Origin of the sequence: Synechococcus sp. ATX 2A4 (assembly GCF_024346375.1) — a bacterium.
In the GTDB taxonomy this organism is placed as follows: domain Bacteria; phylum Cyanobacteriota; class Cyanobacteriia; order PCC-6307; family Cyanobiaceae; genus MW101C3.
In genome coordinates this window covers 63,733-88,537 of the sequence record NZ_JAGQCV010000011.1, presented here as the reverse complement: position 1 = coordinate 88,537, position 24,805 = coordinate 63,733, and the positions used below count along the sequence as shown (strand labels likewise).

At 64.7% G+C, this 24,805-nt stretch carries 21 protein-coding genes; 16 read left to right on the top strand and 5 right to left on the bottom strand.

Annotated features, from left to right (window positions below):
- Positions 1 to 37: 37 nt before the first annotated feature.
- Genes KBY97_RS11430 through KBY97_RS11420 form a run of 3 tightly spaced genes read right to left on the bottom strand, consistent with a single transcriptional unit; the run spans position 38 to position 3,758 of the window.
- Positions 38 to 802, bottom strand: a complete 765-nt coding sequence (locus tag KBY97_RS11430; protein WP_255147101.1) for an amidohydrolase — start codon at positions 800 to 802, stop codon at positions 38 to 40.
- A gap of 60 nt (positions 803 to 862) precedes the next feature.
- Positions 863 to 2,278 (bottom strand): (Fe-S)-binding protein, encoded by a 1,416-nt coding sequence (locus KBY97_RS11425; RefSeq protein WP_255147100.1) that lies wholly within the window; start codon positions 2,276 to 2,278, stop codon positions 863 to 865.
- Positions 2,279 to 2,312: 34 nt separating this feature from the next.
- Complete coding sequence (locus tag KBY97_RS11420; RefSeq protein WP_255147099.1) at positions 2,313 to 3,758, bottom strand: NADP-dependent isocitrate dehydrogenase; 1,446 nt, start codon at positions 3,756 to 3,758, stop codon at positions 2,313 to 2,315.
- Positions 3,759 to 3,910: 152 nt separating this feature from the next.
- Between KBY97_RS11420 and KBY97_RS11415 the strand changes: the two genes are divergently transcribed.
- The 14 genes from KBY97_RS11415 to KBY97_RS11350 all read left to right on the top strand — a co-directional run bounded on the left by KBY97_RS11415 (position 3,911) and on the right by KBY97_RS11350 (position 22,107).
- Positions 3,911 to 4,372, top strand: a complete 462-nt coding sequence (locus KBY97_RS11415; protein WP_255147098.1) for a hypothetical protein — start codon at positions 3,911 to 3,913, stop codon at positions 4,370 to 4,372.
- Positions 4,373 to 4,449: 77 nt separating this feature from the next.
- Positions 4,450 to 5,163, top strand: coding sequence for a heme oxygenase (biliverdin-producing) (locus tag KBY97_RS11410; protein WP_255147097.1), 714 nt, complete (start codon positions 4,450 to 4,452; stop codon positions 5,161 to 5,163).
- A gap of 53 nt (positions 5,164 to 5,216) precedes the next feature.
- Complete coding sequence (locus tag KBY97_RS11405; protein WP_255147095.1) at positions 5,217 to 6,266, top strand: glycosyltransferase; 1,050 nt, start codon at positions 5,217 to 5,219, stop codon at positions 6,264 to 6,266.
- A gap of 81 nt (positions 6,267 to 6,347) precedes the next feature.
- Positions 6,348 to 8,174, top strand: a complete 1,827-nt coding sequence (locus tag KBY97_RS11400; RefSeq protein ID WP_255147093.1) for an ABC transporter ATP-binding protein — start codon at positions 6,348 to 6,350, stop codon at positions 8,172 to 8,174.
- Entirely contained in the window at positions 8,167 to 9,339 is a 1,173-nt protein-coding gene (locus tag KBY97_RS11395; protein WP_255147092.1) for a glycosyltransferase, read from the top strand. The genes KBY97_RS11400 and KBY97_RS11395 overlap by 8 nt, the downstream gene beginning before the upstream one ends.
- Positions 9,336 to 10,655 carry an O-antigen ligase family protein gene (locus KBY97_RS11390; protein ID WP_255147091.1) on the top strand — a complete coding sequence of 440 codons (1,320 nt, stop codon included), beginning with the start codon at positions 9,336 to 9,338 and terminating at the stop codon, positions 10,653 to 10,655. Before KBY97_RS11395 ends, KBY97_RS11390 begins: the two co-directional genes overlap by 4 nt.
- Before the next feature lie 16 nt (positions 10,656 to 10,671).
- Entirely contained in the window at positions 10,672 to 11,688 is a 1,017-nt protein-coding gene (locus KBY97_RS11385; protein ID WP_255147090.1) for a hypothetical protein, read from the top strand.
- A complete protein-coding gene (locus KBY97_RS11380) occupies positions 11,685 to 12,851 on the top strand; it encodes a glycosyltransferase (protein WP_255147089.1) in 1,167 nt (388 codons plus the stop codon). The genes KBY97_RS11385 and KBY97_RS11380 overlap by 4 nt, the downstream gene beginning before the upstream one ends.
- Positions 12,844 to 14,115: a glycosyltransferase gene (locus KBY97_RS11375; protein WP_255147088.1), complete on the top strand. Its 1,272-nt coding sequence runs from the start codon at positions 12,844 to 12,846 to the stop codon at positions 14,113 to 14,115. The genes KBY97_RS11380 and KBY97_RS11375 overlap by 8 nt, the downstream gene beginning before the upstream one ends.
- A complete protein-coding gene (locus tag KBY97_RS11370) occupies positions 14,108 to 15,310 on the top strand; it encodes a glycosyltransferase (RefSeq protein WP_255147087.1) in 1,203 nt (400 codons plus the stop codon). The genes KBY97_RS11375 and KBY97_RS11370 overlap by 8 nt, the downstream gene beginning before the upstream one ends.
- A gap of 513 nt (positions 15,311 to 15,823) precedes the next feature.
- The gene (locus KBY97_RS11365; protein WP_255147085.1) at positions 15,824 to 18,199 is read left to right on the top strand and encodes a UvrD-helicase domain-containing protein; all 2,376 of its coding nucleotides are present in this window, start codon (positions 15,824 to 15,826) and stop codon (positions 18,197 to 18,199) included.
- A 528-nt stretch (positions 18,200 to 18,727) separates the two neighbouring features.
- Positions 18,728 to 19,723, top strand: coding sequence for a hypothetical protein (locus tag KBY97_RS11360; RefSeq protein WP_255147084.1), 996 nt, complete (start codon positions 18,728 to 18,730; stop codon positions 19,721 to 19,723).
- Positions 19,724 to 19,829: 106 nt separating this feature from the next.
- Positions 19,830 to 20,696, top strand: coding sequence for a sulfotransferase (locus KBY97_RS11355; RefSeq protein ID WP_255147083.1), 867 nt, complete (start codon positions 19,830 to 19,832; stop codon positions 20,694 to 20,696).
- A gap of 58 nt (positions 20,697 to 20,754) precedes the next feature.
- Positions 20,755 to 22,107 (top strand): CCA tRNA nucleotidyltransferase, encoded by a 1,353-nt coding sequence (locus KBY97_RS11350; protein ID WP_255147082.1) that lies wholly within the window; start codon positions 20,755 to 20,757, stop codon positions 22,105 to 22,107.
- On the opposite strand, the gene KBY97_RS11345 is transcribed toward KBY97_RS11350, so the two are convergent.
- A complete protein-coding gene (locus KBY97_RS11345) occupies positions 22,073 to 22,699 on the bottom strand; it encodes an HAD family hydrolase (RefSeq protein ID WP_255147081.1) in 627 nt (208 codons plus the stop codon). The genes KBY97_RS11350 and KBY97_RS11345 overlap by 35 nt on opposite strands.
- Complete coding sequence (kdsA, locus tag KBY97_RS11340) at positions 22,696 to 23,544, bottom strand: 3-deoxy-8-phosphooctulonate synthase (RefSeq protein ID WP_255147079.1); 849 nt, start codon at positions 23,542 to 23,544, stop codon at positions 22,696 to 22,698. The genes KBY97_RS11345 and kdsA overlap by 4 nt, the downstream gene beginning before the upstream one ends.
- A 26-nt stretch (positions 23,545 to 23,570) precedes the next feature.
- Between kdsA and KBY97_RS11335 the strand changes: the two genes are divergently transcribed.
- Positions 23,571 to 24,281 carry a glycosyltransferase gene (locus KBY97_RS11335; protein ID WP_255147077.1) on the top strand — a complete coding sequence of 237 codons (711 nt, stop codon included), beginning with the start codon at positions 23,571 to 23,573 and terminating at the stop codon, positions 24,279 to 24,281.
- Positions 24,272 to 24,742: a diadenosine tetraphosphate hydrolase gene (locus tag KBY97_RS11330; protein WP_315857165.1), complete on the top strand. Its 471-nt coding sequence runs from the start codon at positions 24,272 to 24,274 to the stop codon at positions 24,740 to 24,742. The genes KBY97_RS11335 and KBY97_RS11330 overlap by 10 nt, the downstream gene beginning before the upstream one ends.
- Positions 24,743 to 24,805 lie beyond the last annotated feature (63 nt).

Genomic DNA, 24,805 nt, shown 5'->3' with positions numbered 1-24,805 from the left:
GAGCGACCCTCTCATCATCTTGTGCCTGGAGCTCTGCTCAGGCCAATGGCGGCGGCAGCCGGTAGAAGGAGGCCGCATTGCTCCACAGGGCCCCCTGTGCCGCCGGCTCGCCCAGGGTGTCGATCAGCAGGGTGAGATCGCTGGGGTGAAACGGCCGCGGCGCCCGTGTGGACGGCAGGTCGGTGCCGAACATCAGCGCCTGGGGATGGGCGGCGTGCAGGGCGCGCAGGGCCTCGGCCACCGGCAGCTCCACCCTTGAGAAGCCGCTGGCTTTCACGCGCACGCCCTGCTCGGCGAGCTGCAGCAGGGTGGCAAAGCCGTCGCGGGAGAGGCCGAGGTGATCGATGCTCACCGCCGGCAGCCGCCGCAGCAATGGCTGCAGGGCCGCCAGCTGCCGCGACTCCACATACAGCTCCACAGGCCAGCCCACCAGCGCGTGCAGGCGCAGTGCCAGCGCCTCCAAGTGCTGCACGCTTTCCGAGCCCCCACGCCGCAGGTTGAAGCGCACGGCCCGCACGCCCCTGGCGTTGAGCGCGAGGATCTCCGCATCGGTGGCCCGGGCCGACAGCTGGATCACGCCCACGAAGCCGGGGCCCAGTTGCTGCAGGGCATCGAGCAGAAAGCGCTGACCGAAGCCCTGGAAGGAACCCGATATCACCGCCCCCGCCGTGATTCCCAGGGCCTCGGTGCGGCGGCGGTAGTCGGCGACGGTGAAGGGTTCCGGCAGAAAACCGTGGTTTGGTAGCAGCGGAAAGGCCGGATCGATGATGTGGAAGTGCGCGTCGAAGCGTTGGTGAGGCATCGCGCTACGCGCGGTGTTGGTGCCTGGCGCTCCGCTGCATCGTTCGCCGCTTCCGGCCGCTCAAGCCGGCAGGTCGGATCCGCCACCCAGGCTCATGGCCAGCAGCTGCACCGGATGCAGCACCGCCAGCGGCCGCGGCGCGCTCTCCATGTGCTGGCGGATCTGCAGCGTGCAGCCGATGTTGGCGCTCACCGCCAGGTCCGCGCCGGTGCTGCTCAGGTCGGTGGCTTTGAGCCGGCCCAGTTCGGCGGCTTCCACGGGTTGCACGAGGTTGTAGATGCCGGCGCTGCCGCAGCACACCCCCGCTTCAGTGGCCTCCAGCAGCTGCAGGTGAGGGATCTGGCGCAGCAGCGCCCGGGGCTGTTCGCGCAGCCCCTGGCCGTGGAGCATGTGGCAGGCATCGTGATAAGCGAGCCGCAGCGGACGCTCGCCGCTGGCGCGGCTGCCATCGCTGTGGCGCAGCGGTTGCAACCGCTGGCGCACCGCCTCGCTCAGCCCCACCCGCTGCAGGAATTCCTGGATGTCCGCCACGCGGCCGCCAAAGGCGCTGCCGCGCGCGGCCCAGGCCGGATCACCGGCCAGCAGGCGGCCGTAGGCCTTGAGCGTGTGGCCGCAGCCGGAGGCCGCCACCAGCACCGCATCGAGCGGTTCGGCGCCCGCCGGCTTGCCCGGGCCGATCACGGCGTCGAAGGCGTCGATCAGGGCCCCGGCCAGGGCGTGGGTCTGGGCCTCTTCTCCTTGGTGGTGGGTCACGGCGCCGCAGCAGCCCTGGGCCGGCGGGATCACCACTTCGATGCCGTTGGCGCTCAGCACCTGCAGCGCCGCCCGGTTCACAGCGGGCTCGAACAACCGCTGCACGCAACCCAGCACCAGCCCCACGCGGTAACGCCGCTCGCCCTGGGCCGGGGTCACCAGCGGCAGCGGATCGCTGAACGACTCCGGCGCCAGCGGCGGCAGCAGCCGCTCCATCGCCGCCAACCCAGGGCCGAACAGGCGGGTGAGGCCACTGCGCCGCGCCAGCCGCTGCAGTGGCGTGCCGGCATAGAGCCGCAGGGGCTGCAGCACGGCCCGCAGCCGTTGGGGATAGGGCAGCAGCTGGAACAGCAGCCTGCGGAAGGCCCACTGGCCGCCGCTGCGCAACTCTGGGGCGTTGAGCTTCGGGCGGGTGGCCTCGATCAGTTCGTCGTAGCGGACACCGGCCGGGCAGGCGCTCACGCAGGCGAGGCAGCCCAGGCAGGAGTCGAAGTGGCTGGCCACGGTGGCATCCAGCTCCAGCTCACCGGCGTTGATCGCCTTGAGCATGTGGATGCGCCCCCGCGGCGAATCCATCTCCGTGCCCAGCACCCGGTAGCTGGCGCAGGTGGGCAGGCAGAAGCCGCAGTGCACGCAGGGATCTGTGGCACTGGCGGCTGGCGAGGCGCTGCCTGCAGGCGTGGTGCTGGCGGCTGGTGTGGCGCTGGGGGTGGCGCTGCTCATCGGCCCAGTCTGCCGTTCCGGCTTCGCGCCAGGCTCACCCCCCGAAGTGGCGCACCACCGCATCGGCGAAGCCGGAGCAGCTCACTGGCTCCACCCGCGGTTCCATCAGCCGGGCCAGGTCGTAGGTGACCTCCCCGTTGGCGATCGCGGCGCTGAGCCCCGTGGTGATCAGGTCGGCCGCTTCCTGCCAACCCATGTATTCGAGCATCATCACGCCCGACAGGATCACCGAGCCCGGGTTGATCCGGTCCAGTCCCGCGTGCTTAGGCGCGGTGCCGTGGGTGGCCTCGAAGATGGCGGCGTTGTCGCCGATGTTCGCTCCTGGCGCCATGCCCAGGCCGCCCACCACCGCCGCCGCCGCGTCGGAGATGTAGTCGCCGTTGAGGTTGAGGGTGCAGAGCACCGAATATTCCTGGGGCCGGGTCTGGATCTGCTGAAAGATGCTGTCGGCGATGCGGTCGTCAACGAGCACCATGCTCTTCCACTTGCCGTAGCCGTGGCTCTCGCCGATGCCATCGAGCACCCCTTTCACTTCCGCGTCCACCGCCGCTTTCTTCTCGGGCGTGAGGCTGTCGTAGCCGGGTTCGATCAGGCGGGCGTTGTCTTCGACGCTGAGGCCGTGGTTGCGCTCCAGGTTGCCGAGGATCCAGCTTTCCCGCTCGGTCACGCACTGGTCGCGGAATTCGCTGGTGGCCAGCTCGTAGCCCCAGTCCCGGAAGGCCCCTTCCGTGAACTTCATGATGTTGCCCTTGTGCACCAGCGTCACGTGGCGCTTGGCGCCCTCCAGCCCCAGGGCGTGCTGGATCGCCTTGCGCACGTGGCGCTGGGTGCCCGCCTTGCTCACCGGCTTGATGCCGATGCCGGCCCCTTCCGGGATGCGGCGCTTGCCGAGCTTGCCGTTGGCCGGAATCACCGTGTCATTGAGGTGGGCGATCAGCTCCACACACACCGGATCGGTGGCCTCCCACTCGATCCCCATGTAGATGTCTTCGGTGTTCTCCCGGTACACCACCACATCGAGGTCCTGGGGCCGCTTGTGGGGGCTGGGGGTGCCCTCGTAGTAGCGGCAGGGGCGCACGCAGCAGTAGAGGTCAAAGATCTGGCGCAGGGCCACGTTCAGCGAACGGATGCCGCCGCCGATCGGTGTGGTGAGCGGGCCCTTGATCGCCACGCCGAACTGCTCGATCGCGGTGAGCGTGTCCTGCGGCAGGTATTGATAGGTGCCGTAGAGCTCGCAGGCCTCATCGCCGGCATACACCTTGAACCACTCAATGCGCCGCTCACCGCCGTAGGCCTTGGCCACGGCCGCATCCAGCACCCGCTGGGTGGCGGGCCAGATGTCCACGCCGGTGCCGTCACCGCGGATGAAGGGAATGATCGGGTCGGAGGGCACCACCGGAAGGCCGTTCTCGAAGCGGATCGCCGTGCCGTTGTCGGGTGGGGTGAGCTTTTCGTAGGACGGAGCGGACAGGGTCACCATCGGCGGCAGCAGGGGGGAAACGGCGCGACCGACGGCAATTCGTGGTCGTGGTACCGGCCCGCTGGCGCAGCCTCCCTCGGGAAACTTCAGCATGGGCCGGCTCGCGGAGCCTAGGTTCCGTTCCATCCGCTGTTCTGCTCAGGGGAAACGCCATGAATGCGGCAGACCTGGCCCGAAGTCCGGAGATGGCCCACGCCATCGCCTCCGCCGCCGCCCTGTTCCGGCGCCATTTCCCTGATGCCCGCGCCAATCTCACCCCCTGGCGCGACGACCCCGACACCCGCCGCTTCGAGGAGCAGGCGTCGGTGGATCTGGCCTTTCACTTCCCCGGCTGGAGCCCCCGCCTGCAGTGCCGCAGCCTGCTGATGCAGCTGCGCCTGGCCGAGGCCCCGGCCGCCGGCGGCGGCGGCACCCCGCGGCTGCTGGGGGTGCTGCTCAGCGGCATGACCTTCCAGGGCGAGCAGTGGCGGCTCGCCACCGTGGGCGAGTGGGAGGCGAGCGGGGTGAACCTGCCCCAGCCGGAGGTGGCGGAGAAGCTGCGGCTCGTCTGCCGCGACCTGTTCGCCCTGCTGGGTGAGGGGCCCGCCGCCGCCGCCTGCGACGAGGCCGCTTAACCCTTCGCAACTTGAGCCGCCCGCGCCGACGGCACGGCCCTAACTTGTTCCCCACGACCTACGGCACACCGGCTTCGATGGCTGTCGCCCTTGCTTCACAGTTGCGCGAAGGCACCAAAAAAGCGCACACGATGGCCGAGAACACCGGCTTCGTCACCTGCTTCCTGAAAGGGGTGGTCGACAAGATCAGCTACCGCAAGCTGGTCGCCGACCTCTATTTCGTCTACAGCGCGATGGAGGAAGAGATCGGCGCCCTCAAATCTCACCCGGTGGTGGGGCCGATCGCCCACGATTCCCTCAACCGCCGCAGCGCCCTTGAGGCCGATCTTGCCTTCTACTTCGGTGCCGGCTGGCGTCAGCAGGTGCAGCCCACTCCGGGCGCCCAGAAGTATGTGGAGCGCCTCCATCAGGTGGCCAAAGAATCACCCGAGCTTCTGGTGGGTCACCACTACACCCGCTACATCGGCGATCTCTCCGGCGGCCAGATCCTTAAGAACATCGCTCAGAAAGCGATGAACCTGGGCGAACACGATGGCCTGCGGTTCTATGAATTCGATGCCATTCCCGATGAGAAGGCCTTCAAGGCCAGCTATCGCGAAAGCCTCGATCAGCTGCCGATCGATCAAGCCACCGCCGATCGCATTGTGGAGGAGGCCAACCACGCCTTCCACCTCAACATGGTGATGTTCCAGGAGCTGGAAGGCAACCTGGTGGCTGCCATCGGCAAGGTGCTGTTCGGCTTCCTCACCCGCCGCCAGCGCGCCGGCAGCACCGAGGCTGTCGCCGCCTGAGCCGGCAGCGGCCCTCCCCTGCGTCAGAGTCGCCGTTGGCTGCCGGATCGCCTTTGCGTCCCCTTCGCTTCCTCGTGCCCGGCAACAGCGGCCGCTTCCGCTGCGGAGGCCTGCAGGTGGAACTGCAGACGGCCCGTCTCACCGCTTCGATCGTGCCCACCGAAGTGGTCACCTATCGGCGACGGGAGCCCGGCAGGCCGTTTCTGGCCGATCTGCTGCGCCAGGAGCGGGCCCCCGGAGAGGCGCTCTGGATCGTGAGCTGGGGCTTTGACGTGCCCCGTCAGCTGCGCCTGCTGCGGGGGCGGCCGGTGGCATATCACGCCCATAGCAGCGGTTACGGCTTCAACCTTCCCGCCGGCGTGCCGGTGCTGGCGGTGAGCCGCAACACGCTCGGCTACTGGGGAGACAGGGCGCCGCGCAACCCGCTGTTCTTGGTGCCCAATGCCATTGACCCCCGCTGGGGCGACAACAACAGCGTCGCCGATCCCATCCTGGCGGCGGCTCGCCCGATCGATGTGCTGGTTCAGGCGCGCAAAAGCAGCGCCTATGTGCTGCAGCAACTGGTGCCGGCCTTGCGGGCCCAGGGCCTCCGGGTGGAGGTGCAGAGCGGCTGGGTCGATGACCTGGTGGGTTTGTTCCGCTCCGCCAAGGTTTATCTCTATGACTCGGCCGACTACTGGCGCAGCCAGAGGGTGAGTGAGGGGTTCGGACTCCCCCCGCTGGAGGCGCTGGCCAGTGGCTGCGTGGTGTTCAGCAGTGTCAACCACGCTCTCGCTGATTTCCTCGACCCAGGGATGGTGGGCCACCAGATTGGCTGTGGCACGCTCCTGGCAGACCTGGAGCGGATCGCTGCTGCGGCTGCCGATCCTGGCCGCTGGCAGGCCGACCCTGACCAACGCAGGGCGTTGTTGACCAGGTTTTCAGAGCAGGAACTGAGGCAGCGATGGGCAGAGGCGCTGACGTCCATCGGCCAACACTGGGATCGGTTGGCTTCTCTCACTCCACCGTTGCGAAACCCCTCGCCCGCGCGTCTGGAGGCCATGCGGATCCAGATGAAGCTGCGCAGCCTCGCCAGGCGCTGGCGTGGACGATCGGTTCTGTGACTGGCTTGGGCGCAGGCGCTGCGTCGGATGTGACCGATAAGGTTGTCGCACTCTTGAGCAGCGTCTTCGATCTCAGTGAAGTTGAGCCTTCCTGCCGGGCTGCAAAGCCAGACGCTGGCCCAACTGGGCCGACTGCTGTCCTTCTTGCCAAAAAAGCGTCTGCAGGGGCTGATTGCTCTGCTGGTGATTTCGATATTGGTTGGTCTGCTTGATCTTGTCTTTGTTGGGCTGTTGGCGCGGCTCGTTGGTGCTTTGAGCGGGGTCAAGCTACCGGACAGAATTCCACAGATCTGGTTCTTCGGTGGCGGCAGGGCGAACCAGTCCCTTTGGATGGTCGGCATCCTGATTGGGCTGATCTGGTTATCGACAGGCTTGAAATTTCTTACCGCCGTCCTTCAGAGTTTCTTGAGCGCACAGATCTGGTCGGATTATGGCAATCGGATCTACGCAAATATTTTGATGCAAGATTATGAGTATTTCCAAACCCAGAAATCCGCTCATCTGCTTGCTCGTCTCAATCGCATCCTCAGCAAGATATCTGATGACATTATCCTGCCGCTGCTGACAGTTGCTTCCGGAGCACTGTCTGTTGGAGTGCTGACCATTGGCGTCGCAGTCGTGCTGGGCCCTGTTGCCATCATTCTGTTCGTCACTCTCCTTGTTGCCTACACATCCGTGTCGGCTCTGCTGATCGCTCCCCTGCGGCTTGCCTCCAAGCAGAAGCTGCGGTTTGCCTTGAGAGTCAACGCATTGCTGGTAGAATCTATTCGTTCGATTCGAGATGTTCAGCTCTACGCAGCTGAGCAGCGATTTATCGATAAGTTTTGGTCAATTGGTGTCACAGGTAAGCGTTACGACAGAATTGCAAAGTTGCTTCCCGATATTCCTCGCTATATCATTGAACCCGCTGGCATCACGATGCTGTTTGCAATCGGACTCCTTCCTATCCTGTTGGACCCGGACAGGAAGCTGCAACAGGCCCTGCCCGCCTTGGCTGCTGTGATGTTTGCAGCCCTGAAGATCTCTGCGCCAATCCAGTCGATTTTTCGCTCGGTCAACCGCTTTCGAGGCAGTCTTCCTGATATCTCTGATGCCCTGCTGCTCCTGGATCTGGGGACGTCTCGGGCAACCTTGCTGAGCCCAGGCACGCCCTCACCAGCTGGGGTGATGCCCAAGCACACCATCAAACTGAACGATGTTTGGTTCCGCTATGCAAGTTCGGAGGATTGGGTGATCAAAGGGGTGAGCCTAACGATCCCGATTGGTTCAAGAGTTGCCTTGGTGGGTAAGACCGGCGGCGGCAAAACGACAACGGCTCACATCCTGCTTGCCCTCTTTAAGCCCCAAAAGGGGTGCATCGAATTGGATGGCATTGAATTGTCTTATGAAGAAACCCCGGCTTGGCAAGCTTGCTGCGCGATGGTGCCTCAATCGATTGTTTTGCTCGATACGAGCATCCGTGAAAATGTTGCTTTTGGTGTGGACGAGGCTGAGATTAATGATTATGCAGTCTGGGAGGCGCTGGAAGCTGCACAGTTGAATGAATTTGTCTCTGAGTTACCTTATGGCCTATACACGATGATCGGAGAAAATGGTTTGCGTCTCTCCGGTGGCCAGCGCCAGCGCCTCGCCCTTGCGAGGGCTTTTTATAAGAAGGCCAAGGTGCTTGTTCTGGATGAGGCCACCAGCTCTCTGGACAACAAAACAGAGAGCAATGTTTTAGACTCGCTCGAGTTGATCGGACGTCGATGCACCACAATTGTGATTGCGCATCGCTTGAGTACAGTGAGGAACTGTGATCGAATTTATGAATTTGCCGACGGAATGATCAGGGCCTACGGAGATTACAGGCAGCTTCAAGCCCGATCGGAATCCTTCAGAGAGCTCGTTTCGCTGGACAATGGCTGATATCACCCTTCTGGCTACTGCAGATTGGGATCAGTTGTTATGGACCAACAAGCAGCATGTTGCTTCCGAGTTGGCTGATCTTGGCCATCGTGTGCTTTATATTGAGTCGCTTGGTCTGCGTGCTCCGCGCCGTCAGGTACAAGATCTTGGCAGAATCCTGAGGCGTCTCGCCAAAGGCCTGAGGCCCCCACGCCAGGTGAAGAAAAATCTCTGGGTTTGGTCACCACTGGTTCTGCCGGGCGCGCGTGGTCAACTGATCACTCGGCTGAACCGATCAATTCTGCTTGGCGGTCTTGCTCTTGCACGGCGTTGGTTAGGGCTGCGATCTGAATTGTTATGGACTTACAATCCAAAAACACTTGCCTATGGGCTGCCCGGCCCTTATGGAATTCTGGTTTATCATTGCGTTGATGATATTCAGGCTCAGCCGGGCATGAATGATCCGGATCTCTCTACTTGGGAGGAGCGTCTTTGCCGCGCTGCTGATCTTGTCTTCGTAACTTCTCCTGCCCTTCAGGAGAGCCGTCGTCGTTACAACAGCAATACCCACTACTTCTCGAACGTCGCCGATTATGCTCACTTCGCTCAGGCCCTGAGCCCTGAGCTTGAGATCCCTCGCGATATCGCCGCCATTCCTCAGCCTCGCATCGGTTTTGTCGGAGCCATCAGTGCTTACAAGCTTGACCTTGACCTGCTGGCCAAGCTGGCGGAAGCGACGCCAGGCTGGTCTTATGTGATGATCGGGCCTGTCGGCGAGGGTGATCCCAGCACCCAGCTATCTGGCTTGCTGAAGTGTTCAAATGTTCACTGGCTTGGCGCTAAGCCATATCATGACTTGCCTGCCTATATGAGAGGCCTTGATGTTGGCTTGCTGCCACTTCGATTCAATCGATACACCCACTCCATGTTTCCCATGAAGTTCTTTGAGTATCTCGCTGCCGGGTTGCCAGTTGTGGCCTCCGCCATTGATGCTTTGGAAGATTACAAGTCCTTCGCTGCTCTTTGCGACCCCACAGTGGATTCATTCCTCGCTGCGTTAGAGCGCAGCCTGGATGGCTTTGGATGCCCTCAGCAGGTGCGTATTGAATGCGCAGCAGAGCATACTTATCATCGCCGCACGGCGGCCATGCTTAGCTATCTCCCCACGATTGTCTCGGTGGAATGAGCGAAGGCAGTCAAGTTTGGAACCGGCTTGTTTGCCCGCCCAAGAGGCTGCTCTCGCGTCTTTGGGTCATTCAGGTCTACGACGCCCTTCTTCCCGTTGTGATCACACTTCACTCCTTCACCGAAGGACGCAAGCCTGCGTTGGGATTGCTGGTGATCTGGATGTCTATCCGCTTGGTCAATAAGCTGGTGCCCCAGTTTCGGCAGCCCCCTTGGCGGCCGCCCTTGGAAGCCATCCTATTGGCCCTTTTGCTGGTCAATACGCGCGTGATTGTCCTCAGGGAGGATGTGGATGGCCCTACGAATTTCCTGTTGATTGCCCTCGGATTTGTGATTGGGTCGAGCCAGGGTTTACGAGAATGGAGAGCTTCGTTTGGCTGGCTGGCACTCACTCCTTTGTTGCTGGCGATCAACATTCTGAACCGTCATTCTGCGGCAAGCATTCTGAGCTCCTCCTTTGTAAAAGATGTGTATGAAGCGGTCATGGATGGCCATGGAGGCATCAATCGCTTCGCCACGATCTTGATGCTGGTCACTCTGAGTGCAGCTGCTTTTTCTTTGCTTGCTCGCTCGTTGTCGGGGCGTGTTTTCGGCACCACTGCAGCTTTGGCTGGCTACGCCCTCTGCGTTGGCACCGATTCTCGCCTGGCCCAGATCGCCCCACCATTGGCCCTTGTGATCGGCATGGCGGCTGCTCGCTGGAAAAAGGGCTTTACCAGGTTCGTTCTCTTTCTGTTTGGCGCCGCAGCCACCGCCGCCTTGCTTGTCGGGTCGTGGTGGTTCTTGTTCGCTCCCGATGCGAGCATCAATCAGTCTTCAGATCTAGGAAGGCTGAGAGCAGGAGCCTGCTGGCTGTCGTTGATGTTTACGGGAAACAACCGTTTCATTTACGGTGTGGGTTATGGAGCAAAAGCCAATGAAATGTGCAGCCACTTGCGAGAAGGAGGTGGCTTCGGCCATGCTCACAACACTATCGCTCAAGTTGGCGGCCAGCTGGGCCTGCTTGGCATCCTGGCCTTTCTGATTGTGGTGATTGTCATCTCCATGGGGCTCAGGCGCCAAGCTCTGAGCGTTGCATGCCCATCTGGCCAACCGCGCTTCCACCTTGCATTTTTTCAAGCAGCTGTGTCACTCAACGTGCTGCTTCTCCTCAACGCCCTCGCCACCACCATCTATCGCAGCAATCAGGTCACCCAGTGTTTGATCGGTTTCCTTGCGGCCACTTCGCTGTGCCTTTTCACTACTCCTGCCGCCACCACCCTTGCCGCTGAGCCGCCACCAGCCGCCCTTGAATCCAGCTCACTTGGAGGCAGATGAGGCACTCAGCCCATCCATGATCCAGCCCAATCGACGGCGAATCCGCACTTACCTGCCTGAGTGGGTTCTGGCCTGGGTGACGGTGGCGGTGGCTGCCGTCGCTAGCCGTTGCGGCAGGAGGCTGAGGGCTTATGGGTTGCTGAAGCAGTTTCTAAAACGGTGGCCACGCAATCCTGTGGTGCTTGCTGCGATCATTCCTCACGCTGTACGCCAGCAGGGCGATGCGTTTGCTGTGACCAGCATTGAGGATCTCTGGCTCAACTCTGGTCACACGCACTATCTGTACCGCTTGCTGTTCCGCCGCTCAATGCGGCCCGCTGATGTGCAGCAACGCCTTGCCTTGTTTCAACTGATCGCCGCCAGCAGCAGGCTTCCCGAGCATTATCGCTGGTATTCCATGATCATCATTGCTTACCAGGCGATTGCGATGGATGATGTGCCGCTGATGCGGCGGACGGCCACCGATCTTGAACGGCTCGTTCAACAGCTGGTCGGTGATGCCGACACCTTTCGTTGCCAGCGCTCCAATCGCGAAAATCGGGCCAAACTTCTGGTTTCAGTCTTCACTGCCCTTTCCAGATTGTATCTGGCCCTGCAGGACCTGGACGCCTTCGCCTCCGTGGGAATTCGCATCTCCGCGATCGTCGACACCATCGACTTCAAAGCGATTGATCAGGACAGTGCCTACAGGGCCACCCGCAACCTGATGCGTTGCCTGGCCATTGAATCCCTTCAGGCCTGGCACCAGCAGGATGCGGGCCGATGGCGGCTGGCCCGTCAGCGTCTTTGCCGCGTTTACGACCATTGCCATTGGCCTTGCTTTGATGCCAGCAGCGCCCAGGAAGACCATCGCGGCTTCGCCAAGGAGATGCTGAGGGCCGTGGCAAACACAGAAAGCACCGGCTGGTTGGTTGCCAGGGAAGATGAACAGATTCATCACTTGATCACTCTCATCATCAAGACCACCTTTGAGCCACGCTTCCTCCCCAAGATCCGCGTCATGTTTGCTTCCTATCTGGTTTCGTGGCCATGAACGTGCGCGTGGCGTTCTACATCGACTCTCTTAAGGCTGGTGGTGCTGAGCGCGTGACGCTGCGGATGGCGCAATGGTGCCAGGCAGCAGGCCATCGTCCTGTCCTGCTCACGCGGCGGCCGGCCAGCCACGACTTCTACCCCATCCCTGAGGGAGTTCTACGCCAGGTTGAACTCCCTGATCCCGTCTGGGTGGCCGCCTGGGGCTGGCTGGGATTCCCATGGCGGGTGCTGCAGTTGCGTCGCTGGTTGCGCCGAAACCGAATCGAGATCGCCATTGGCATGACCACCCTTCCCGCCATCAAACTGATCCTGGCGGCATGGGGCCTGCCGCTGAAATGCTGGATCTCCGAGCGCAACTATCCCCCCGCCAGGCCGCCATCGCTCCCCTGGCGCCTGCTGCGATGGCTCACGTACCGCCGGGCTGATCTTCATCTTGTGCAAACCCGCCAGACCGGCGCATGGCTCCAGCGGCATCTGGCCGCCACTCCCCAGTTGTTGTTGCCGAACGCGGTGAGCTGGCCCTTGCCGGCGTTTGCACCCCAGGTGGATCCAACTTCTGTTCTGGGTCCTCCCCTTCGGCAGGAGGATTCAGGCGCCAGGCCTCCGACCGCCCTGCTGCTGGCTGTGGGCACCAAGGCCTTTCAGAAGGGCTTCGATCGCCTGGTGCGGGCGTTTGCATTGGTCGCTGACGACTGTCCAGGGCTCCAGCTCGTGATCGCCGGTCTCACCACCAACCCCTACCGCGGCACCAACCAGGTGGCCGACCTTCAGGCCTTGGTGCCTCCCTCCGCCGCGGTCAGGGCGAGGATCCACTTCCCCGGCGTTGTGGGCAACATCGGCGCTTGGTATTCCGCCTGTCAGATCTTCATTCTTCCCTCCCGGTTTGAGGGCTTCCCGAACGTCCTGATGGAGGCGATGGCCAGCGGTTGCGCGTGTGTGGCCTGTGATTGTCCAACCGGTCCGGCTGACCTGATCCGCGATGGGCTGAATGGTCTGCTGCTCCCTGAAGCGGCCACGCATCTGGAGCTGGCGGACGCCATCCGCAGGCTTCACCTGGATTCAGCCTTGCGCCACCGCCTGGGCCAAGCGGCCCGGCAGGTGCGTGATCAGTTCAGCGACGCGCAACTGGCCCGCCGCTTCCTCGGAGCGCTTGATGGCTGATGACCTCTGGATCGTTTTGCCCCACCTCGGCCCGGGCGGCGCGCAGAAGGTGGCGATGTTGGCAGCCGCCCATTTCACTGAGCTGGGTTACCGGATCACCGTGGTTTCCCTGTTGCCCGACAAGGCTCCGGTCCATGTGGTGCCCCCCGGGGTCAGGCTGATTGATCTCGGCGATGCCGTCACGGCGGCGCGTCGTGGTGATTGGTGGAACCGCTCCCTGCAGGCCCGGGGTCGTCGCTTCCTCGGGCTGTGGTTGCCGCGATTGGCCTCCTGGTTTCTGTTGCTCACCCTGTGGCCCTGGCTGCGCCACTGGCGCCCGCCCACGGGAGCCGCTCTGCTGCGTTGGCTGATGCGCGGAGTGGGAGGGCCCCAGGCCGCGCTGCTGCGGGAACGGGTGCTGGCGGAACGGCCGCCGCGTCTGCTGGCCCTGCTCACCAAGACCAACCTGCTTGCCTGCCAGGCCTGCTGGGATCTGCCGATCCACCTGGCTGTCTCTGAGCGCAACGATCCCCGCCTGCAGACCCTCGGTTTCCCCTGGCAGCGGCTGAGGCGCCTGCTTTACACGCGAGCGGATGCGCTCACCGCCAACACCCGTGGGGTGCTGGAAACCCTGGGCACCGATCTCGGCCTGACGCACGCGCGCCTGTTGCCCAACCCGTTGCCGCCCGGAATTGCCTGGGCCGGCGAGCGTCCTCCTCAACTCCAGTCGCCCGTCATTTGCCTCACCGTGGCGCGCCTGGTGCGCCAGAAGGGGCTTGATGTGTTGCTGGCCGCCATGGCCCTTCTGCCACGCCGCCCGACGGAGTGGCGCCTGGTGATTGTGGGAGATGGGCCGGAGCGCCAAGCGTTGGAGGAGCAGTCAAGGGCGCTTGGACTCGCCGGCAGCGTTCGCTTCGATGGGTTTCAGAGCCACGTTCTCCCCTACCTGGAGCAGGCCGGGCTCTTTGTGTTGCCATCCCGCTTTGAGGGGATGCCCAATGCCCTGTTGGAGGCGATGGCGGCCGGTTTGGCGGTGATTGTCACGGATGCATCTCCCGGGCCGCTTGAGCTGGTGGAGCACGACCACACCGGCCTGGTGGTGCCGGTCGAGAACCCTTCGGCGCTGGCGGAGGCGATCGGGTCCCTGCTGCAGGATCCCCGGCGCTGCGTCCGGCTCGGTGCGGCGGCGCGCCACCGACTGGCCTCACAGGAGTGGAAGGAGATCGAGCCCATGTGGCGCTGGGCTCTGAACCTGCCGGCAGCATCGCCGCCGCACGATGGCTGACCGCTTGCTGCTGCTGGTGCCGAGCCTGAAGGCACCCTCGGAAACGTTCATCAGGGCCAATGCCGCCGGGCTTCCCTGCGACACGGTGGTGGTCAGCGCCGACGAGATCCCCTGGCGGGGACCGCCTGTACGCACGGCCTATGGCCTGTCGATTCTGGTGAGCAAGGCGTTGTACCGGTTGGCCGCCGTGCTGCCGGCGCGCCTCGGGGATGTGCTGAGGCGGCTCGGCAGCTGGCTGCCCTCCCAACTGATGGTCCGGATCTGCCGAACCGAGCGGCCTGATGCGGTGCTTGCCGAGTTCGGCTTCCATGCGGTGCAGGTGATGGAGCTGGTGCCTGCCACCGGACTTCCCCTGATCGTGCATTTCAGGGGGGCCGACGCCTCCGCCGACCGCTACCTCACCAACTTGAAGACGCGCTACCAGCGCTTGCTGCAGCTGGCAACGGCCGCCGTGGTGAAGTCGGAGTTGATGCGCACGACAGTGCTGGCTCTGGCCAGCCGACGCACCAGCCCCCTGCCGGTGCTGGTGAGTCCGTCCGGGGCGAACCAGGCCCTCTTCCACGGGGCCGCTCCCGCCAGCGCCCCCCCCCTGTTTGTGAGTGTGGGGCGCTTCGTGGCCAAGAAGGGCCCCCTGCTCACCCTGGAAGCCTTCGGCCTTGCCGCGCAGACCATTCCCGACCTGAGTCTCGTGATGGTCGGCGAAGGTCCACTGCTGGCCAGGGCGCGCCAGCACGCCGTCGAACTGGGCATCGCCGAACGGGTGCGGTTTGCCGGAGTGCTGCCTCCGGCGGAGGTGGCGGCGTTGATGCGGATGGCCAGAGGCTTTCTGCAGCACTCGCTCACCGCCCCTGATGGGGACCAGGAGGGGTCACCGGTGGCGGTGATGGAGGCTCAGCTCAGTGGCCTGCCCGTGGTGGCCACCTGGCATGCCGGCATTCCTGATGTGGTGGTCGACCATCAGACGGGGCTGCTGATCGCTGAAGGTGACTGGCGGGCGATGGGAGCGGCGATCAGGCGCCTTGCTGCTGACCCCGCTCTGGCGGCCACCATGGGAACGGCCGGACGGGAGCGGATCCTGAACGGATTCACCCAGGGCCACCACTGGCGTGCGCTGGCAGCGTTGGTGGGGCAGGTGGTGGTGGGGCAGGGTGGTGGCACCAACTCCGATCCCAGCGCCTGCCTTGGCGGCGGCTGATCGACCATGGGCGGCCGCTTGGATGTGAGCGTTGGCAGTGGGGAACTCGAATCGGTTCTCCTCAGACGGATGACCTGGGAGTGGAATCAGAGCTTGATCCAGCCGGATGGCCCAACGGGATTGGACCTCCATCAGCTGAATGGTGGGGGTTGAAGGGGCTCATGTGCTCCGGCATGGTTCGAGCGCTGCGGCGGAGTTGAAGGGCGTGCGTGCCTTGACGCGGCTGGCTGGGTGAGTGGGTTGGAGTGTGGTTCGGCGAGTGGGCTGGAGTGTGGATTGGAGTGTGCCATTTCCTCTGGTAAGGCTTGGCTTCGGTTCGCTCTGATGGGGTGATTTGTTGGCCATCTTTGCGCTGCCTGGCGAGTGAATCCTCGCTCTGAAGCTATGATCTTCAAGCCATCTGTTGGGCGTCGCTGATGTCATGATGGCAGCAAGATGCATGCATTCACCTTGTCGATTCTTCGCTGTTTCCGCGAATCGCTGCGTCGCGGGGTGGGATAGATTCGATTCAACATGAGCTTTCTTGCCGGCCTCAACGACGCCCAGCGCCGGGCGGTGGACCACCACAACGGCCCGCTGCTGGTGGTGGCCGGTGCCGGCAGCGGAAAGACGCGGGCGCTCACGCACCGCATTGCCCACCTGATCGGCCATCACGGCGTCGATCCGCACCAGCTCCTGGCCGTCACCTTCACCAACAAGGCGGCGCGGGAGATGAAGGAGCGGCTGGAGCTGCTGCTGGCCCAGCGGCTCGCCACCAGCCAGTTCGGCCAGCCGCTGAGCACCCTCTCGCCGGTGCAGCAGCGCCAGCTGCGCACCCGCATCTACCGGGAGATCACCAAGGAGCTGTGGATCGGCACCTTCCACGCCCTGTTCGCACGGTTGCTGCGCTTTGACATCGACAAGTACCGGGATCCCGAAGGCCTCACCTGGACCCGCCAGTTCTCGATCTACGACGAGGGCGATGCCCAAACCTTGGTCAAGGAGATCGTCACCCAGGAGCTGGGGCTGGATCCCAAGCGCTTCGAGCCTAAAAAGGTGCGTTGGGCGATCAGCAACGCCAAGAACCAGGGCTGGCTGCCCGAGCAGCTGGAGCAGGAGCAGCAGGGGCAGCGGGGAAAGATGGTGGCCGACGTGTACCGCCGCTACCGCCGCGCCCTGGCGGCCAACAACGCCCTCGACTTCGACGACCTGCTGCTGCTGCCGGTGCAGCTGCTGCAGAGCAACGAGCAGGTGCGCCACTACTGGCACGGCCGCTTCCGCCACGTGCTGGTGGATGAATACCAGGACACCAACCGCACCCAGTACGACCTGATCAAGCTGCTGGTCACGGGCGGGCGCGACCCCGAGCACTTCGACGACTGGGGCCAGCGCTCGGTGTTCGTGGTGGGGGACGCGGATCAGAGCATCTACAGCTTCCGCGCCGCCGATTTCACGATCCTGATGGGCTTTCAGGAGGATTTCGGCGACAAGGCCAGCGACGAGGCCACCCGCACGATGGTGAAGCTGGAGGAGAACTACCGCTCCACCGCCACGATCCTGGCGGCGGCTAACGCCCTGATCGCCCACAACAGCGAGCGCATCGACAAGGTGCTGCGCCCCACCCGTGGCGAGGGGGAGCCGATCCTTGTGACCCGCTGCGACGACGAGATCGCCGAGGCCGAGGCGGTGGTGCACCGCCTGCGCATGCTCGAGGCGGCTCACCCGGAGCTGCGTTGGGGCGACATGGCCGTGCTGTATCGCACCAACGCCCAGAGCCGGGCGATGGAGGAATCGCTGGTGCGCTGGGGCATCCCTTACATCGTGGTGGGGGGCCTGCGCTTCTACGACCGGCGCGAGATCAAGGATGTGCTCGCCTACCTGCGGCTGCTGGTCAACCCGTCCGACAGCGTCAGCCTGCTGCGGGTGATGAATGTGCCGCGCCGCGGCATCGGCAAGACCACCGTGCAGCGGCTCAGCGATGCCGCCAGCCAGCTGGGCCTGCCGCTGTGGGAGGTGGTCAACGACCCCGAGGCGGTGCGCTCCCTGGCGGGACGCTCGGCCAAGGGCCTGCTGCAGTTCGCCGAGCTGATCGGTGGTCTCAGCAGCCGCGTCCAGGACACGCCCCCCTCGGAGCTGGTGCAGCGGGTGATGGAGCAGAGCGGCTATGTGGCTGAACTGATCGCCGAGGGTAACGATGAGGCCGAGGAGCGGCGCCGCAACCTGCAGGAACTGGTGAACGCCGCCCTGCAATACCAGGAGGAAAACGAAGAGGGCTCGCTGGAGGGGTTCCTCGCCAGCGCCGCCCTGGCCAGCGACGCCGACAGCAAGGACACCGCCGCCGACCGGGTGACGTTGATGACCCTGCACGCCAGCAAGGGGCTGGAGTTTCCGGTGGTGTGCCTGGTGGGGCTGGAGCAGGGGCTGTTCCCCAGCTACCGCTCCCTGGAGGATCCCGCAGCCCTGGAGGAGGAGCGGCGCCTCTGCTATGTGGGCATCACCCGCGCCAAGGAGCGGCTGTTCCTCTCCCATGCCAGCGAGCGTCGGCTCTGGGGCGGCATGCGCGAGCCGGCGGTGCCGTCGGTGTTTCTCTCGGAGCTGCCGCCGGAGCTGGTGCAGGGTGACATCCCCCGCAGCGGCGGCGCTTCCCTGCGCCGTGAGCAGCGGCTCGACCGGCTCACCCGCGTCGACCGGGACGACAACCCGCGCAGCGCTGAGCCTGCCAATGCCGTGCGCCGCCGCGCCCCGGCGCGGCCCTGGGCGGTGGGCGACACGCTGCGCCATGCCAGCTTCGGCGACGGCATCATCACCCACCTGTTCGGCAGCGGCGAGAAGATCTCGATCGCAGTGAAGTTTGAGGGCATGAGCGCCAAGATCCTTGATCCACGCCTCGCTCCGATCGAGCCGCGGTGAAGGAAAGCTCCTATCCAACCGATACCAAGCAACAACGCCGGATTCTTCTGGCCGTTCTGCTTGGACTGATGCTCCTCTGTTCCAGAGGTGTGTTTCGGGCGTACTCTTACTGGCACGATGAATTGTTCTCCATTGGGGCTGCCAATGCTTCCTCATGGCCAGCACTGTTTACGGAATGGATCCTTCCTGACACCCATCCCCCCCTTCATTTAATCCTGCTGAGGGTCTGGGTCAGCATGTTTGGATCTGGTGAGATCCCGACCCGCTTGCTTAGCCTGATTCCGGCCTGGCTGAGCCTCGTTGCCATGGCATTGACCACCCGGACCGGTGGTTTCGCCCGCCAGATGATCGCAATACTATTCCTCGGTACAAGCCCACTATTCAGCCTCTATTCCCAGGAAGTTCGGCCTTATTCCTGGACCCTGCTGTTCGCAACAGTATCGGTGGGAGTCATGACCACAATCTGGCGGTCGCCCCTGCAAGGGTCTTCGGCCAATCTGCCACGCATCAAGAGGCTACGCCTTTGTTTTGGCGTTTCCCTTTTGCTGCTTTCCCTCAGTCACTACTTTGGTTTTTTCTATGCCATCACGCTATTGGCATTGGACGTGTTCAGAGGAGCGCCATGTCTTTCTTGGTCGTCGTCGTTGGGGACTGGCCCTGCTGCCAGCACTCTTGGCTTGGCCGTTGCTGCATGCCTTGGTCGGTGGTGCCGGAGGTGGACGAACCAACTGGATTGTTTCTCAGCCGTTCATCGGTGTGATCATGACCGCGATGAATGGAGTCTTTCCTGCTTTTTCTGTTGCACTGGCCTTGATCGTGCTCGCTTTGCTCATTGGAGTGATTGGAGGCCGGCAGCGATCAAGTGGTGAAGGGCTCCATCCATTGGATGTTGTTCGCAGTTCCAGGGAAGCGTGGTTGTTGTTGTCAGGGGCGGCTGCCTTCTTGATGCTCATCTGTTTGATCGACCTGATCAAGCCACTGGCCGTTGAGCGATATTTTATTGTTCTTCTCCCATGCTTGGCTCTCGCGTTGGGCGATGTGGGGCAAGGGCTGATTGGCTCGGGCAGCCCGAAGATAAGACGCGCAACCATATTTGTATTGACCGTGATTCTAAGCATGCATCTGTGGCATTCCCAGGAAGTGATTTCAGCAAAAGCCTATCCTCTCCAGAATTACAAAGCATTGTCTCGCTTTATTGGTGATTCAGGAATTTGCAGCCAAGGATGTGCGAGCGTTTCTGCCAAGAAGAGCAGGCTCAAGCCCTACTTCAATGCCATTCATCTGGTGCGCGTCGACCCTGATAAAGCTGAAAACTTATCTGCTATAATGTTGCCCTTTGTAGGTCTGCACGGGGAGCAAAAGTTCATTCAACCTCTCCTAGAGGCTCATCCAGGAGCATCGTGTTGGGAGCCTCGTCAATTCACATCTTCAAGCACCTTTGTGGTGATCGGTGCAGATGCTCAGGTGCGGCCCAAATCTTATGGACTGCGGGAATGTGCCCGGCATCATCGCCACAATCGATGACGCTCAAGGGCATGCGCCTGAATCGGTTTTGAGCCCATGAATGATGGGAAAACCACCCTGACCTTACCCGCTGCTTGATTCCAAAAAGTCACGATCTTCTTACGCGATGCTGCCCCTCCCGAAGCTGCTGCTGATCCGTGGACTGGGACATAGCGGCACAACCCTTCTTGACCTGGCGCTCGGTGCCCATCCCCAGATTCAGGGCTTCGGCGAGGCGGTGCGGCTGTTGCGTAGGCCCGCGCCTGGCGAGGAGGGCGGCGGCCCGGCCCGCCTGCGGCGCGAGCTGCGGCACGAACGCCTCTGCACCTGCGGCCGTACGGCGGCGCAATGCCCTGTCTGGGGACCGCTGCTGGAGTGGCTGCCGGTCCACGACCACTTGCCGTTGGCTGAAAAATGGCAACGCCTGGCTGTACAGGCTCGAGAGCAAGCCGCCGCCCAGCCGCCACTGCGCTGGATGGTCGATTCCTACCAGTCGGACCTGGAGTTGCTGACCCTGCCGGATGCGGAGATCGGCATGGAAATCCGGGCGGTGTTCCTGGTGCGCGATGTGCGCTCCTGGGTTCATGCGATCGCCCGCCGTCCTCGGGGGCAGCGGGCCAGCGGCTGGCGGTCGCTGGCCCGTTGGCACCGCATCAACGGCCAGCTGGAACGGCGGCTGCAAGCGGCAGGCAAGCCCGTGTTTCAGCTGGGCTATGAGGAGCTGGCCCTGGCCCCCGAAGCCGCGCTCAGCCGCCTGTGCCATTGGCTTGAGCTGAGCTTCGAGCCGGGGATGCTCACCCCGGGCCCCTCTTCAAGCAGCCACATCCTCAGCGGCAATTCCATGCGCTTCGATCCGCTGAAAAGCGCCCACATCCGCTACGAGGCTGCCTGGCTCAACAGCCCTTTTCTGCCGGTCCACCTGGCCTTGCTGCTGCCCAGCTGGCAGGCCATGAACCGGAGGCTGGTGTATTCCAACCATCTGGTGGATCCCTGAGGTCCGCTCTGACAACCGGCGGGTTTCGGGCATGCGCTGAGGGGTGATGTGTTGAAGGGTGGCGCTGGAGCCGCCTTCACCCAGCCTGCAGTGGCAGCCTGCCGCCATGCTGGTGCCGCAGCGGCCCTATGCCCCGCCCATGCCTGGCCTTTCGCTGCTTGATGCGCTCGAACCCTCCGTGCAGCGGGTGCTGGCCACGGTGGTGCGCGCCGCAGCGCCCCTGCGGGTGGCCCTGGTGGGCGGTGCGGTGCGGGATCTGCTGCTGCACCGCGTCCACAACGACCCATGGCGTGGCCTGCCTGATCTCGATCTGGTGGTGGAGGAGGGCGGCCAGGCCGCGGAGCCGCCGGCGGCCCACCGGGTGGTGGAGCGCCTGCGGGGCACACCGGGTGCGGGGCTGGGCTTCTGCCAGCTGCATCCGGCCTACGGGACCGCCGAGCTTGAGATCGATGGGGTGGTGCTGGATCTGGCCACGGCGCGCGGTGAGGGCTATGCCCATCCGGGTGCCAACCCCACGGTGTTCTTCGGCTCCCTCGACGACGACCTGGCCCGCCGCGACCTGAGCATCAACGCCATGGCCCTGGTGCTCGCCGATGGCGCCCTGCTCGATCCCCATGGCGGCCTGGCGGATCTGGCCGCGCGTCGGCTGCGTTTCCTCCACGCCGGCAGCCTCAGCGACGACCCAACCCGGCTGGTGCGGGCGGCCCGTTATGGCGCCCGCCTGGGCATGGACCTGGCGCCCGGCAGCCGCCAGCAGTGGACCGACACCCTGGCCCGCTGGCCCTGGCCGGCGGCGGGCACGGTGCCCTCGCTGGGCACGCGCCTGCGGCGGGAACTGGAGCTGCTGCTCGGCCGCGAACCCTGGCCGCAGGCCCTGCAGCTGCTGCAAGGCTGGCAGGGGCTGGCGTTGCTGGCCCCGGGTCTGCAGGGCGACAACACCTGGCGGCGGCGGCTGCGCTGGGCCGACCGGCTGCGGGCGGCAGCGGATCTGCCGGGCTGGTCGCCGGGCCCGTGGCGGCTGCTGGCCCTGCTGGCCGCGCTCGACGATCCGCTGCCGCCCGCGCAGCGCCTGCAACTGCCGCAGCGCAGCCTGCAGGCGCTGCGGGGCCTGCAACGCCTGCCCGCCGGCTCCCTGCCGCGCTCGCCGGCGGCGCTCAGCCAGCAGCTGGAGCGCAAGGGCCTGCCGCTGGACGCCGTGGTGCTGGCCCTGGCCTGCGGCTCAGGGCCTGGTGCTCCTGCCCCTGGGCTGGCGTTGCGCCGGGGCCTGCTGCGCTGGCTGCTGCGCTGGCGCCGGCTCCCGCCCCCCTGCACGGCGGCGGAGCTGCTGGCCACGGGCCTGACCCAGGGGCCAGCGCTGGGCGAACGTCTGCGTGCCCTCAGAGCCGAGCGGCTCGACCGGGAGCGGTGGTGAGCGGCGCTGCGGGCCCGTCGTTGCGATCGAGCCAGCCGGCACCGGCCAGCGCCTGCCAGCGCCCCTGCGCCTGCAGGATCGCCTCCGCCAGCAGGCGCACGGCCCCGTCCCCGCCGCGACGTGGCAGCACCCAGTCGCAGCGACGCCGCAGGGGGGCCGCCGCGTCGGCGGGGCACAGCAGCAGCGCCACCACCGGGCGCACCGGCAGGTCGTTGAGGTCGTCGCCCACGAAGGCCGTGGCGGCGGGGGGCAGCCCCAGCTGCTGCTGCAGGGCCGCCAGGGCGGCAGGCTTGTCCTTCACGCCGGTGAGGCAGTGCTGCAGGCCCAGGTAGCGGGCCCGCTGCTCGGTGGCACCGCTCTTGCCGCCGCTCAGCAGGGCCACCTCCAGCCCGGCCTGCTGCAACAGGCGGATGCCCAGCCCGTCGCGCACATCGAAGCGCTTGATCACCTCACCGCTTTCGGTGGTCCAGAGGCCGCCATCGGTGAGCACCCCGTCCACATCCAGCACCAGCAGCTTCAGCTGCCGCAACCGGTCGCGGCAGCGCCGCGCCGCCAGCCGGCTGCGGCCGCGGGCCAGCCAGCCTCCGTTCACAGCGTGCTGACCGCTTCTGGGCGCTGCTGCAGCGGGGCGCGGATCGCCAATAGCTGCTCCAGCAGGGGTTCGAGGCGGTGCAGCGGCACCATGTTGGGCCCGTCGCTGAGGGCGTTCTCCGGGTCCGGATGCACCTCCATGAACAGGCCATCCACCCCCACGGCCACGGCGGCGCGGGCCAGGGGCGCCACGTATTCCCGCTGGCCGCCGCTGCTGCTGCCACGACCACCGGGCTGCTGCACCGAGTGGGTGGCATCGAAGATCACCGGGCAGCCGAGCGCCCGCAGCTGGGGCAGGCCGCGGTAGTCGACCACCAGGGTGTTGTACCCGAAGCTGGAGCCCCGTTCGGTGAGCCAGAGCTTCTCCACGCCGGCCTCGCGCAGCTTGGTCACCACCTGGGCCATGTCCCAGGGAGCGAGGAACTGGCCTTTCTTCACGTTGATCGTCTTGCCGGTGCCGCGCACGGCGTCAGCGGCGGCCAGCAGCAGATCGGTCTGGCGGCAGAGGAAGGCGGGGATCTGCAGCACATCCACCACGGCGGCAACGGGGGCGGCCTGGTGGCTTTCGTGGATGTCGGTGAGCAGCGGCAGCCCGGTGCGGCGCTTCACTTCCGCCAGCACCTCCAGACCTTCGGCCACGCCGGGGCCGCGGAAGGAGCCGCCGGAGCTGCGGTTGGCCTTGTCGAAGCTGGCCTTGAACACGTAAGTGATGCCGAGCCGCTCGGTGATGGCCTTGACCCGCTCGGCCACCTCGAACACAAGTTCCGGGCTTTCGATCACACAGGGGCCGGCGATCAGGATGAAACTCACGGTCCACCGCGTGCAGAGGCCCTCAGCATGGCCCACGGGAGCCGGGACATATGCTCACCGCAATGAGTCGGCCCATCCCCATTTTTATCGGTGTCGATCCGCGGGAGCGGGCGGCTACCAATGTGTTGATCGACAGTCTGTATCAGACCAGCACACAAACGCTGGCGATCACACCACTTGACACGCCGCAGTTGGAGTGTCAGGGGTTGTACTGGCGCCAGCGGGATCCCAGGCAGAGCACGGCTTTTTCGTTCACTCGCTTCCTGGTGCCGCAGCTGTGCGGCTATCAGGGTTGGGCGATTTTCATGGACTGCGACATGCTCTGTCTCAGTGATATCACTGAACTCTGGGCGCTGCGGGATGACCGTTATGCGGTCATGTGCGTGCAGCACGATCATGTTCCCGCTGAAACCGTGAAATTTCTTGGAGAGCGGCAGTCGGCCTATCCGAAGAAAAACTGGAGTTCGCTGATGCTGTTCAACACCAGCCGCTGCACCGCGCTCACCCCCGACTACGTGAACACCGCCTCCGGCCTTGATCTGCACCGCTTCCACTGGCTGGCGGGCGATCACGAGATCGGTGCCCTGCCCGACCGCTGGAACCATCTCGTCGATGTGCAGGCGCCGCCGCAGCTGGCGCCGGAGCCCGGCGGTGCCGCCCTGCTGCACTGGACCCTGGGCGGCCCCTGGTTCCGCGAAAGCCGCACCATGGGCGGACCCCTGGCGGCCCGCTGGTATGCCGCCCGCGACGACGCCACGCGCCTGTGGGATTGAGTGAGCCGGCCGCCGGTTGCGGTGTCTGCCGCCTGCACGCCGAGCCTGAAGCGATCGCCCGGTACGAGATCCTCCGCCAGCCCCTGTGGCTGCTGCGGCACCACCCCACACCGGCGCCGCTGCCGGGCTGGCTGCTGCTCGATGCCGTCCGCCACCTTGATGGCCCGGCCGCCTTCACGGCCGCGGAGGCGGCAGGCTTCGGGCCGATGCTGCAGCGCTGCAGCGCCTTGGTGCGGCAGCTCACCGGCTGTGAGCGCGTGTATGTGATCGCCTTCGGGGAGGGGGCCCGCCATCTGCACGCGCACCTGATCCCCCGCCATGCCGCCGACCCCGACACCGCCGCCTGGCGGGTGGCGGATGTGTACCGGCAGATGGAGGCCGGCAGCCGGCCAGCGGCGGCACCGGAGCGGGTGGAGGCGCTGGTGCGGCAGGCCCGCGGCCTCACGGCGCTGTGGGAATAGGCTCCCGCCACCAGGGTTTTGGCGGCAGATGGCGGGCAGCGGCTTGAGCGATCAGCAGCACCG